At 69.8% G+C, this 11833-nt stretch carries 11 protein-coding genes, 1 tRNA gene and 1 pseudogene; 5 read left to right on the top strand and 8 right to left on the bottom strand.

The genetic code is table 11. The features are described from left to right. Together K2Z83_RS21775 and K2Z83_RS21780 are read left to right on the top strand one after the other, a co-directional pair. Positions 1–328 (top strand): annotated as a pseudogene (locus K2Z83_RS21775) (CCA tRNA nucleotidyltransferase); the annotation flags it as partial. A 60-nt stretch (positions 329–388) separates the two neighbouring features. Continuing rightward, complete coding sequence (locus K2Z83_RS21780) at positions 389–1465, top strand: M42 family metallopeptidase (RefSeq protein ID WP_220597290.1); 1077 nt, start codon at positions 389–391, stop codon at positions 1463–1465. Positions 1466–1687: 222 nt separating this feature from the next. Here K2Z83_RS21780 and K2Z83_RS21785 read toward each other — a convergent pair whose 3' ends face one another. From K2Z83_RS21785 to K2Z83_RS21800, 4 genes are all read right to left on the bottom strand, one after another. Then, positions 1688–2695, bottom strand: coding sequence for a glycosyltransferase family 2 protein (locus tag K2Z83_RS21785; protein WP_220597291.1), 1008 nt, complete (start codon positions 2693–2695; stop codon positions 1688–1690). After that, the gene (locus K2Z83_RS21790; protein ID WP_220597292.1) at positions 2692–4311 is read right to left on the bottom strand and encodes an FAD-dependent oxidoreductase; all 1620 of its coding nucleotides are present in this window, start codon (positions 4309–4311) and stop codon (positions 2692–2694) included. The genes K2Z83_RS21785 and K2Z83_RS21790 overlap by 4 nt, the downstream gene beginning before the upstream one ends. Beyond that, a tRNA-Ile gene (locus K2Z83_RS21795) sits at positions 4278–4353 on the bottom strand. The genes K2Z83_RS21790 and K2Z83_RS21795 overlap by 34 nt, the downstream gene beginning before the upstream one ends. Before the next feature lie 82 nt (positions 4354–4435). Then, positions 4436–5212, bottom strand: coding sequence for a class I SAM-dependent methyltransferase (locus K2Z83_RS21800; RefSeq protein WP_220597293.1), 777 nt, complete (start codon positions 5210–5212; stop codon positions 4436–4438). 242 nt (positions 5213–5454) lie between these two features. On the opposite strand from K2Z83_RS21800, the gene K2Z83_RS21805 reads away from it, so the two are divergent. Beyond that, positions 5455–5880: a phage holin family protein gene (locus K2Z83_RS21805; protein ID WP_220597294.1), complete on the top strand. Its 426-nt coding sequence runs from the start codon at positions 5455–5457 to the stop codon at positions 5878–5880. A gap of 47 nt (positions 5881–5927) precedes the next feature. On the opposite strand, the gene K2Z83_RS21810 is transcribed toward K2Z83_RS21805, so the two are convergent. Next, a complete protein-coding gene (locus tag K2Z83_RS21810) occupies positions 5928–7658 on the bottom strand; it encodes a long-chain fatty acid--CoA ligase (protein WP_220597295.1) in 1731 nt (576 codons plus the stop codon). 76 nt (positions 7659–7734) lie between these two features. Next, the gene (locus tag K2Z83_RS21815) at positions 7735–7905 is read right to left on the bottom strand and encodes a hypothetical protein (protein WP_220597296.1); all 171 of its coding nucleotides are present in this window, start codon (positions 7903–7905) and stop codon (positions 7735–7737) included. Positions 7906–8121: 216 nt separating this feature from the next. Here K2Z83_RS21815 and selD point away from each other — a divergent pair, with 216 nt between their 5' ends. Then, complete coding sequence (gene selD / locus K2Z83_RS21820) at positions 8122–9168, top strand: selenide, water dikinase SelD (RefSeq protein ID WP_255604397.1); 1047 nt, start codon at positions 8122–8124, stop codon at positions 9166–9168. Between the two features lie 51 nt (positions 9169–9219). On the opposite strand, the gene K2Z83_RS21825 is transcribed toward selD, so the two are convergent. Continuing rightward, positions 9220–10173 (bottom strand): phosphatidylglycerol lysyltransferase domain-containing protein, encoded by a 954-nt coding sequence (locus K2Z83_RS21825; protein WP_370650252.1) that lies wholly within the window; start codon positions 10171–10173, stop codon positions 9220–9222. Between the two features lie 143 nt (positions 10174–10316). Beyond that, positions 10317–11264 carry a phytanoyl-CoA dioxygenase family protein gene (locus K2Z83_RS21830; protein WP_220597298.1) on the bottom strand — a complete coding sequence of 316 codons (948 nt, stop codon included), beginning with the start codon at positions 11262–11264 and terminating at the stop codon, positions 10317–10319. A 175-nt stretch (positions 11265–11439) separates the two neighbouring features. Between K2Z83_RS21830 and K2Z83_RS21835 the strand changes: the two genes are divergently transcribed. Continuing rightward, positions 11440–11772, top strand: a complete 333-nt coding sequence (locus tag K2Z83_RS21835; protein WP_220597299.1) for an FmdB family zinc ribbon protein — start codon at positions 11440–11442, stop codon at positions 11770–11772. Positions 11773–11833: the final 61 nt, after the last annotated feature.

The following is an 11833-nucleotide window of genomic DNA, read 5'->3' on the forward strand; positions in this document are numbered from 1 at the left end:
CGAGCTGCCGGGCGCGCGCGCGGCGGCCCGCACGCTCAGCGCCGCCACGCCGCCCAGCCAGATCGACCTGCTGCTGCGGCCATACGGTGAGGCGACAATCCGTGTGCTACACTACGCGGAGGCAGGATCGCCCGGGCAGCTCGCGGCGCGCTATCAGGGCGAGATCCGGCCGGCTCGGCCGCCTCTGGATGGGCGCGACCTCCAGCGGCTCGGCGTCGCCCCCGGGCCGGCGATCGGCAGGGCGCTGGCCTCCCTTCGCGCCGCCTACCTCGATGGCGAGATCCAGACGCGCGAGCAGGCCGAGCAGTGGGTGCGCGCGCAGATATGATATACGGGCGTAGCGCGCTGCCGTAAGGGCGCAGCGCGATGCGTCCCAACAGGAGGCCCTATGGACGAGACCCTGACCATGCTCAAAGATCTGGCCGAGGCGCCCGGCGTGCCGGGCCAGGAGAGCGCCGTTCGCCGGGTGATGCGCCGCTACCTTGAGCCGCTCAGCGAGATCATGGTCGATAACCTCGGCAGCGTGATCGGCCGCAAGGCCGGCGCCGCTGAGGGGCCGAAGGTGATGATCGCCGGCCACCTCGACGAGATCGGCTTTATGGTCACCCGCATCACCGACGAGGGCTTCCTGAAGTTCCAGACCCTCGGCGGCTGGTGGGAGCAGGTCATGCTCGCGCAGCGGGTCGAGGTCTACACGCGCCAGGGGCCGCTGATCGGCCTGATCGGCTCCAAGCCGCCGCACATCCTCTCGCCCGAGGAGCGCAACAAGGTGGTGGACCGCAAGACGATGTTTATCGACATCGGCGCCTCGTCGCGGGCCGAGGCCGAGTCCTGGGGCGTGCGGCCGGGCGACGCGGTGGTCCCGGTCGGCCCCTTCGCCCAGATGCGCAACCCCGACATGCTCATGGCCAAGGCCTGGGACAACCGCTTCGGCTGCGCGCTGGTGATCGAGACGCTGCGCCGGCTGGGCGAGGGCGGCCACCCGAACGTGGTCTACGGCGTCGGCACGGTGCAGGAGGAGGTCGGCCTGCGCGGGGCGGCCACCACCACCAACCTGATCGCCCCCGACATCGGCATCGCCCTGGACACGGGCATCGCCGGGGATATGCCGGGCGTCGGGCCGGATGAGGCGGCGGGCAAGGTTGGCGGCGGCCCGGTGCTGCTGATCTACGACGGCTCGATGATCGCGCACACCGGCCTGCGCAACCTGCTGCTCGATGTGGCTGAGGCCGAGGGCATCCCCGTCCAGTTCGACAAGATGCCGGGCGGCGGCACCGACGCCGGGCGCATGCATATCTTCGGCGGCGGGGTGCCCTCGATCGTGCTCGGCATCGCCGTGCGCTACATCCACACCCACACGGCGATCATGCATCGGCGCGACTTCGACCAGTCGGTGGATCTGCTCGCCGCCCTGATCCGCCGCCTCGACGCCGAGACCGTGCGCCAGCTCAAGGCCGGGGAGTAATGCAACACCCTGCGGCGACGTGGGGAGAGGGGGGGAGTTCTCGCCACCGCAGGGTGTACGTAAAGAGTGTAGCCTGCTGTCATTAGAAACGGCTGAGGAGATTTGCCTGGTTTCTTCCCTTTTAGTTAAGGGGCTGCAACTTTCAACCGCCATGAGGCGCGCGGGGGGCGGCGCAGGCCAAAAAACAGTGAGGGTGTGGGCGCGCGAAGCGCTCCCATACCCTCACCCATACGCCTGGAGCAGGGCCGCCAGCCGACGCTGCGTGCGCAGGGCGGCCAGGGGCGCGGGGGCCGGCTCGACCCAGGCGGCCAGCTCGCCGATCGGCGTCGTGCGGGCCGCCTGGATCTGCCGGCGCTGGGCGAGGAGCGCGGGCAGCTCGCGCACGGCCTCCAGCCGCCCGGCGACGATGGCCGGCTGGCCCCGCAGCAGCCCGTACGCCGCCGCCAGCAGGTCGTAGCGCAGGGTGGCCGGCAGGCAGCCGCGCAGGATGGGCGTAGGCAGGCAGCGCACGATCAGGCGCAGCCGGTTGCGCCCGAGCAGCCGCTGCTTGAAGGGGCTGCCCTGGCCGCCCGTGGCCGAGTAGACGTGGCGCGCCCGCGCCCCCGGGGCCAGCACCGCGCCCCAGCCGCGCAGCCGCGCCCGCCAGGCCAGGTCGGCGTCCTCCAGGTAGCTGAAGAACTCGCCCGCGAAGACGCCCACGTCGTCCAGCATCGCGCGGCGCAGCAGGGCCAGCCCGCCGCTGGCCCCGAAGATCTCCACCGGCTCGGCCGGCATCTGCGCCACCGGCGTGCCCAGGTGCAGGTCGGTGGCCACCCCGTCGCCCTGGAAGATAATCCCCGCCGAGGCGACGACCTCGGGCCGGCGGCTGAAGACCAGCGCCCCGGCGGCGGCCCCCGCCCGCGGGCTCTCGCGCAGGGCCGCCCAGAGCGCGCCCACGCAGCCCGGCTCGGCCATGGCGTCGTCGTTGATCAGCAGCAGCAGCTCGCCCCGCGCGGCGCGGATGCCGGCGTTGGTGCCCCCGGCGAATCCCAGGTTCGCGGGCAGGCTGATCACGCGCACGTCGGGGGCGTATCGGCGCGCCCAGTCGCCCGCATGGTCGCGCGAGGCGTTATCCACCAGGACGATCTCGTCCTGAGGCTGAAGCTGGGCGCGCAGGGCGCTCAGGCATGCCGGCAGGAAGCGCAGGGCGCCCCAGGTGGGGATGACGGCGGAGATCGTGGGCCGGGTCATCGCTTCCGCACCATCCTCCTCACCCCGCGCAGCGCCCGCTCCAGCCCGCGGGCCAGCGGCTCGGGCGGGGTCGCCGGGATGACGGCGGGCGCGGGCAGTCCGAGCTCGCCCAGCGCGCGGGCGGCGGCGGCCACCCCGGTGACGCAGGCCCGCTCCAGGAAGAGGGCCGGGTGCGGGTAGGCCACCCAGTCGCCGCAGCAGGAGATGTCGGGCCAGGGGCTGGCCACGGCCAGGTGGCGCGGCCCGCCGCTGGCCCCGAAGCGGGTGTGGCTGGGCGGGTTGCGCCGGACGGTCTGGTGGATGAGCTGGCCGCGCAGCTCGGGGTGCGCGCGCTGGATGTCGGCGGCGGCGCGGGCGATCAGGGCCGCGTCGGGCTGGGCCAGCACCTCGGGCGGCCCGTAGATGTGGGCCTCGACCACCGCCCCGCCGGTGGCCGCGTGCCACGCCGCCGCGTCGCGCTGGAAGCGCTGGAGCCAGAAGAAGTTGTCGATCGTCATCTCGCCGCTACAGATGCCCGACTCGGCGCTGCTGCGCGGCGCGCGCGCGAACCAGAGCCGCACCACGCCCGTCTCCAAGCCGGCGGGCCAGACCATGTCGGCGGCGCGCGCGGCGGTGTCGGGGCTGGCGGCGAGCAGGCGGCGGGCGGCCTGGGCGTCGAGGGCCAGCACGACCTGGGGCGCCTCGGCGGCGTGCGCGGCCTCGCCCTCGCCCCAGCGGACGCGCCAGCCGCCGGGCGTGCGCTCGACGCACGTGGCCGTCGCGCCGGCGCGGATCGCCCCGCCGTGGGCCGTGATCGCGGCGGCGAGCGGGTCGATCACCGCCGCGCCCGAGTCGGCCGGCAGATAGTCGAAGGCCCAGGAGTCGCGCCGGAGCATGGTGTAGAAGCGCAGGAAGGCCAGGAACCCGGCCAGGGGCACCTCCTCGGGGCGGGCGGCCAGGCCGCTGCGCATCAGGGCCGAGACGAAGGCGCGCAGGCGGACGGGCCAGCCGTCGAAGAGGCCTGCCACACTGCGCTCGCCGAAGTCGATCTCCTCCATCAGCGGGTCGTAGGCCAGGGCCAGGTAGAGGCTGCCGGCCACCCGGGGCAGGCCGATGAGATCGGCGAGGGTGAGCATGCGCAGGAAGGAGGGGCGCAGCAGCAGGCCGAGGTAGTGCAGGGGCGCGGGGAAGAGGCTGCGGCGCACGGCGCTGCCGGCCTCGGCGCGCAGCACCCGCCCGCCCTCGGCGTGGACCCAGTCCTCGCGCAGGGCCGGCACCCGATCTGCGGCGATGCCGTGGCGGGCCAGGGTGGCCCGCAGGTTATGGTACTGCCCCCACAGCCCGTGGATGCCGTGCTCGGCGGTGAACCGCCAGCTGCGCCCGCCATGCTCCAGCGAGACCGTGTCGCCGCCGGCGAGCCGGCCGCCCAGCCGCGCGTCGGCCTCCAGCAGCAGCGGGCGCGCCCCGGCCTCGGCCAGGCTCAGCGCCGCAGTGAGGCCGGCGAGGCCGCCGCCGATCACAATTGCAGATTGCAGATTGCAGATTGCAGATTGAGCTGGAGCCGCCAATCTGCAATCTGCAATCATACAATCTGCAATCTTGTTGGTGGGCCGCCCGGGATTCGAACCCAGAACCATTCGGTTATGAGCCGATTGCTCTGACCGTTGAGCTAGCGGCCCCCGTATCATTATAAAGGTAAAAGGCAAAAGGCAAAAGGTAAAAACTCTTCACTCGCGCCTTTTACCTGTCCCCTTTTACCTTTTACCTTTCCCCGACCACCAGCAGCATCGAGCGGGTGGGCGGGATGGCCGTGGTGAGGGCGTAGAAGGCGCCCTTGACCAGCACGCGCAGCGGGTGCGTGCGCAGCCGCCCGGCCTCCAGGCCGACCTTCTCCCATGGCGCCTCGTACTGGCGGGCAACCACGCGGAAGCCGGCCTGCTCGACCAGCCAGCTCAGCTCGCCCATGGTGTAGGTGCGGCTATGGGTGGTGTAGCGCTGCTCGCCCTCCAGCCGCATCTGGTGGCGGAACTCGTCGCGGGTGAGCAGGCTCTGCCAGAGCAGCATGCGCAGGATGCCGCGCGCCCGGCTCTTGAAGTAGAGCTCGTTGGGCGTGGTGATCAGCAGCCGCCCGCCCGGCCGCAGCACGCGGCGGAACTCGCGCAGCACCGGCAGCGGCGAGTAGACCAGGTGCTCGATCACCTCGGAGAAGACCACCTGCTCGAACGAATCGTCGTCGAAGGGCAGGGCCTCGCGCTCCAGGTGTACCTGGCGCACCTCGACGCCCAGCCGCTCCCAGAGCGCCCTGCGCGTGAAGGGGTCCAGGTCGGCCCCGCTCACCTTGTAGCCGGACTGGACGAGCAGCTCGGTGAAGTGGCCGGGGGTGACGCCCACCTCCAGCACGCTGGCGCCGGGCGGCGCGGTAATAGCCCGCAGCATGGCGGCGAAGCGGTGGCGGTGCAGGCGGAAGTAGTGCGCCTTGCCGTCGGCCTCGGCGCTGCGCGCCACCTGGGCGAAGAGGGACTGGGTGTTTGTTGCCATATCGGGGCCGCTCCTCCAAACGAAATGCCGCCAGCCAGGCGTAAGCCGAACCGGCGGCATATAGTATCATAGAAATGAGCGGGGCCGCCTATTTGGCCCCGGCACAGCGCTGACACAACGATCCTGGGGCTGCTCCCCAGACCTGCTTTTTGCTGGGATTGGGCGGCTACGCCGCCCAATCCCAGCAAAAAAAGAACGTGGGGGCGGCGAGGCCGCCCCCACACCCCCACCGGGAGGTACCTATGCAAAACCAACCTGTGATCCCCACAGACAACCGCCCGCCCTGGCAGCGGCTGCTGCTGCGCTGGCTGATCAGCAGCCTGGCGATCTTCGCCGCGACCTGGCTGGTGCCGGGGATCGAGTTCAGCGGGCCGGGCTGGCAGATCGGCGTGGTGGCCCTGGTCTTCGGCCTGCTCAACGCCCTGCTGCGCCCGCTGATCTACCTGCTCACCTGCCCACTGGTGCTGCTCACCCTGGGGCTCTTCGGCCTGGTGATCAACGCCGTCATGCTCGGCATCACCTCGGCCCTGGCCGACCAGCTCGGCATCCAGTTCCACGTCTACGGCTTCTGGCCGGCCTTCTTCGGCGGCCTGGTGATCTCGCTCGTCGCCACCGCGCTCAGCTTCCTCGCCGGGGACACGAATGTGCAGGTGGTGCGGGTGAAGTAAGGGCGCAGCAGCGCCGCGCTGCTGCGCCCTTACGACCCGTCACGCTCCTATGCGCTGACCGCCGCCTTCTGCTTGGCCTTCTCCTCATCGACGAGGACGCGGCGCAGCACCTTGCCGATCATCGTCTTGGGCAGCTCCGTGCGGAACTCGACCTCGCGGGGCACCTTGTAGGGCGCCAGGTGCAGCTTGCAGAACGCGCGGATCTCCTCGGCGGTGGGGCTCTCGCCGTCCTTGACCACCACAAAGGCCTTCACCGTGTCGTCGCCGCGGGCCGGGTGCGGCACGCCCACCACCACCGCCTCCATCACCTTGGGGTGCATGAACAGCACCTCCTCGACATCGCGCGGGAGCACCTTGAAGCCGCTGGCGATGATCATGTCCTTCTTGCGGTCGACGACGTAGAAGTAGCCGTCGCTGTCCGACTTACAGATATCGCCGGTGTGCAGCCAGCCGTCGGCGTCCACCGTGCCGGCCGTCTCCTCGGGCTGGTTCCAGTAGCCCTTCATCACCTGGGGGCCGCGCACGCACAGCTCGCCCTGCCCCTCGCCGCCGATCGGCAGCTCGGCGCCCGTCTCCAGGTCGATGATCTTCGCCTCGGTGTCGGGCACCGGGACGCCGATGCTGCCGGCCTTGCGGGTGCCGTAGACCGGGTTGACCAGGGCCACCGGGCTGCACTCGGTCATGCCGAAGCCCTCGACCAGCCGCCCGCCGGTGAGCTCGCCGAAGCGCTCCTGCACCTCCATGGGCAGCGGGGCCGAGCCGGAGATACAGGCCTTGATGCTGCGCAGGTCGTACTCGTTGACCTTGGGGTGGTTGATGATGCCGATATACATGGCCGGCACGCCAGGGAAGAGCGTTGTCCGCTCCTTCTGCATGACCGTCATCACATTGTCGATCGGGCGCGGGTTGGGCACGATGATGATCTCGGCGCCCATAAAGACGCTGTAGAGCATGGCCACCGTCATCCCGTAGACGTGGAAGAAGGGGATGGCGGCCATCATCTTCTCCTGGCCGGGCCGCCCGTCCGGCAGCCACGCGTCGATCTGCTGGACGTTGGCCAGCAGGTTGCGGTGGGTGAGCATGGCGGCCTTGGGCAGGCCGGTGGTGCCGCCGGTGTATTGGAACAGGGCCACATCATCCATATCCACATTGACCCGCGGCGGGGTGGGGCCGTACTTCTCCAGCAGGTGCCCAAAGAAGAAGGTGTCCTGCTCGGGGCGCACCTCGACCCACTCGGGGGTCTTCTTCTGGGAGCTCTTGACCAGCAGGTTCGAGGGGAAGCCGAGGGTGTCGAAGACGTGGGCGACGATCACCCGCTTGACGTTGGTGTCGGGGCGGATCTCGCGCAGCCGCGGCCAGAACAGGTTCAGGAGGACGATCGTCTCGGCGCCGCTGTCGTTCAGCTGGTGCTGCAGCTCGCGGCTGGTGTAGGTGGGGTTGGTGTTGACGACGACCGCGCCGAGGCGGATGGCGGCGAAGAAGGTGATCACATAGTGCGGGGAGTTGGGCAGCATCACCGCGATGCGGTCGCCCTTGCGCACGCCGAGCTGGTAGAGCGCCGTGGCCATGCGATCGACCTGCTCGTTCAGCTTGCGGTAGCTGGACGTACCGCCGATCGTCAGGCGGCCGCCAAGCATATAGCGCAGGACGAAGTTTGTCGCGATGTTCTCGGGGAATGTGCGCGCGGCCTTGGCGAGCAGATCGCTGAGGGTCAGGTTCTGGTAGCTAATCGTGCGTGGCACGCCCTTGTCATAAAATGAAAACCAGGGCTTGTCCATCCTGGCACCTCCTTGTGCAGCTTTGTTGTCGCTATAAAAGGTTTTGGGGAGGGCCGGCCCTCCCCAAAAACCTCACCTACACATCATCGCGCAGCCAGCCGCGCTCGCGGGCGATGAACTTGATCGTGGCGTCATCGGGCGGGTAGAGGCCGGCCATCTGATAGGCGTAGGCCAGCAGCGCCGCGCCGCCGATCAGGCCGACCATGAGCCCGAAGAGGAACGTGATCGCGCCAATTACCTGCTTCATAGAAACCTCCGTATGAGGGTACAGATGAGCGTACAGGATACAAGGTACAGGGCACAGGCTGATGCCTGATGGTATGGCGATATTGTACCATAGAGCACTGAGAGGCTGAGGGGCTGAGACACTGAGATACTGATGGTACAATAGGGAGTAATGTTCTCGACCTGTACCCTGTACCCTGTACCCTGTACCCTGTACCCTGTACCCTGGAGAGATCGCATGGATCAGCGCGCGCGTGTTCGGCTCACGAGCATGGCGGCCTGCGCAGGCTGAGCGTCGAAGATGGGGCCGGGCGCCCTATCCGCCGTCCTCAGCGCGCTGCGTCTGCCGACGAGCCCGAGCCTGCTGGTCGGGCTCGATGTTGGCGATGACGCCGCCGTCTACAAAATTGATGACTCCACCGCCCTCGTGCAGACGGTGGACTTCTTCCCGCCGATCGTGGACGACCCCTACACCTTCGGGGCTATCGCTGCGGCCAACGCCCTGAGCGATGTCTACGCCATGGGCGGCCGGCCGATCACGGCCCTCTCGGTGGCAGCCTTCCCCGTCGACCTCGACCCCGAGATCATCGTGGCCATCCTCCAGGGCGGGGCCGATATGCTGGCCGAGGCCGGCGCGGTGCTGGCCGGCGGCCACACCGTCACCGACCGCGAGCCGAAGTTTGGCTTGAGCGTGACGGGGCTGGTCCACCCGGACCGGATCCTGACCAAGGGCGGGGCGCGGCCAGGCGATGCGCTGCTGCTCACCAAGCCGGTCGGCACCGGCCTGATCACCTCGGCCGCCAAGTGGGACCAGGTCGGCGACGGGGACCTGGAGGCGGCCGTGGCAAGCATGCTGGTGCTGAACAAGCTGGCCGCCGAGCTCACCGCCGACCTGGAGGTCCACGCCGCCACCGACATCACTGGCTTCGGCCTGCTGGGCCACGCCGCCGAGGTCGCCCGGGCCAGCGGGGCGGGCATGCGCTTCCGCATCGCCGACCTGCCGCTGCTCCAGGGCGCGCTGACCTACGCCCGCGCCGGGCTCATCCCCGGCGGGCTCGACCGCAACCGCGAGTTCCTGGAGGAGGGCGGCTACCTGCGCTACGATGACGGGGTGGATGAGGCCTACCGCCTGCTCTTCCACGACCCGCAGACCTCGGGGGGGCTGCTGTTCGCCATGCCGCCCGCCGCCGCCGCAGAGCTGACGCGCCGCTGCGCGGGCGCCGGCCAGGGCTGCTGGCAGGTCGGCGCGGTGGTTGCGGGCGAGGGGATTGTGGTGACGGCGTAGGGCCGAAGCATTGGGCGCTGCCGCGAAGCGGCAGCGCCCAATGCTTCGGCCCTACCCCAGGGCGAGGCGCAGACAGCCGGAGGCCGCGAAGAGCTCGGCGAGCACGAGCAGCGAGAGGCGCGGCCGGGCGCAGAGGTAGACCGGCCGCCACTGGGGGGCGAACTTCGCCTTGAAGCGCAGCAGGCCCTCGGCGTTATAGACGTAGCGCAGGCTCTGGCCGACCGCGCTGATCAGCCGCTCGCCGGGGCGCAGGTCGCTGTCGTCGAGGTGGTAGAAGGGCGCCTCGTTCAGGCTCAGGCGGCGCACGCCCTCCTCGCGCAGCTGGGCGCCGGCGAAGACGAAGAGGCTCTCCATCACCCCGCCGGGCGCATCGGGCGCGCGCAGCATCAGCTCGGTGACGGCGGCCATCGGGCTGGGCGACGAGATCAGGATGGCGCCCTGCCATGCGCCGTCGTCGCGGTCGAAGACAAAGAGCCGGGTGCCCGGCACAAACTCGCTGCGGAAGAGGTCGTGCAGCTGGGGGCGCCCCCCGTAGCGCGCCCGCGCCGCGAAGGCGCGCAGCAGCCGGGCGCCTTCCTGGCTCCAGGGGATCTCGCGGGCCGCGCCGTGGCGGCGGGCCTGCTTGACCATCTTCGTCACCGCCCGGCGGCGCATGCCCTCGCCATCAAGGTCGACGAGCGCCTCCACGCCGGCCCGCGCGGTGGCCCAGCCCTGGCGGCTGAGGAAGCCGGCGAGGGCCGGGCCGCAGCCGCGGATCATGGCCCCCGGCAGATCCGCGAGCCAGTCGCCATAGAGCTGCTCGAAGCTGTAGCACGCCGGCAGGTCGGCGTAGGCCACCCAGCTGAGCCGCGAGAGCGGCAGCCGTCGCACGGTGAGCGCGGGCGCGTCGACGCCCCCGCGCGCCCAGCTCAGCGGGAGCTCGGGGCCAACCAGCGAGTCGGCGATGGCGCGGGCGGGTGAGTGCGGCAGCGTCGCCGAACGGGTTGGCAGGATTGAGAGGCTCACAGGATTTCTGGTATGGTATGCACATTATTTGCACATCTACACGTAAGTGTGCCCCCACCAGCCGGATCTGTCAACCCCAAAACCAATCGGCTGATCGCACGATGGGGAAGGGGCCAGCTCCGCTGGCCCCTTCCCCATCAGATCTACTCCCTCCCGGCGTCGCCGGCGCTGCAGTAGGAGCCCGACATATGCACCTCGTGGGCCACCTTCAGCTCGGCCTCCTCGGAGCCGAGCGCCGCCGGGCGCAGCTCGGCGTCCGCCCGCCAGCTGAACGGCTCGGCCTGCGGGTAGGCCCGGCCGTAGGCAGCCAGGCCCAGCGGCAGCAGGCGCATGCGCCGCGCGATCCACGCGCGATCCCACGGCCCGTCCGCGATGATCTCCTCCGCCGCACGAAACTCGTAGTAGATCGTCCGCCGCAGACCCTTGCCCTCCACCCTCGGCGAGCCGTGGACCACCATCACATTGTGCAGCAGCACGTCGCCGGGGTGCATCTCGACCTCGACCGTGTCGGGGTGCTCCCAGCCGTAGGCGTCGGTCAGCGCGCAGATATCCTGGCGCTGGCGGTGGGTGCCGGGCAGCACGCGCAGGGCGCCGGCACCCGGCAGCGACGGGTCGAGGTAGAGGTCGAAGTTGAAGATCCGGTAGCGCTGCGTGGGCTGCACGGCGTCCTGGTGCCAGGGGATGCGCTCGCCGTCGCCGGCCTGCTTGAAGACCATGGACTCGTAGGTGGGCACGAAGTTCGGCCCGCAGAGGCTCTCGGCGACGGCGAGGACCTGCGGGCTGCCGAGTAGCTCCAGCGAGGCGGCCTGCCCCTTGTTGTGCAGGTAGTTGACTCGGAACAGGGCCGGGCCGGCGGGGCGCTGGGCGAAGTTGTAGTCGTCGCCGGCCTGCTCGGGGCTGACGCGCTCGCCGTCGGCGATCCAGGCCTGTCCGGCGGCCTGGAGCCGCGCAAGCATGTCGGCGGGTATCCAGCTGCGCAGGATGAGGTAGCCGTGCTCGTCGTAGAATCGGATCTGCTCGTCGGTCAGGTGGTGGGGCGTGCGCTCGTCCTCGGCCAGGTAGATCGGCGGCATCTCGACAGTCGTTGTCATAGGGCTCTCCAGTGAGTGGGGCGGTCGATAGTGATAAGTGTAGCATAAGCGCCGCGCGCCAGGCCAGAGGCAAACTCTAACATCCCTCTTATTGCGCGCTGTACTTGCTTCAGGTACAATAGAGGGCAGCGAGCAGCCGTTGTAAGATGCGACCTTCAGGGAGGGTTGTAGCGTTATGCCGACCTACGTCTATGCGTGTAAGAGCTGTGGCAATCAGTTCGAGAAGTTCCAGAGCTTCAAGGAAGACCCGCTCACCGTCTGCCCCTGCGGCCAGGAGGGCCAGGTGCGCCGGGTGATCCAGCCCGCCGGCGTGGTCTTCAAGGGCTCCGGCTGGTACATTAACGATAGCCGCGGTAGCAGCAGCACCGCCGTCGTCGGCGACACCGCCAAGGCCGAGAAGACCGACACGGCCGACACGGCCGAGAAGAAGGCTGATACGGTCGAGAAGGCCAGCACCAGCGAGAAGAGCGAAACCAGTGCCCCTGCGCCTGCCAGCCCTGCTGAATAGCTCCCCCGCGAACCCTACGGGGTCGGGCCACATGATCCGGCCCGCCCCACTCTCTTGCCTC

Source organism: Oscillochloris sp. ZM17-4, from assembly GCF_019599295.1.
In the GTDB taxonomy this organism is placed as follows: domain Bacteria; phylum Chloroflexota; class Chloroflexia; order Chloroflexales; family Chloroflexaceae; genus Oscillochloris.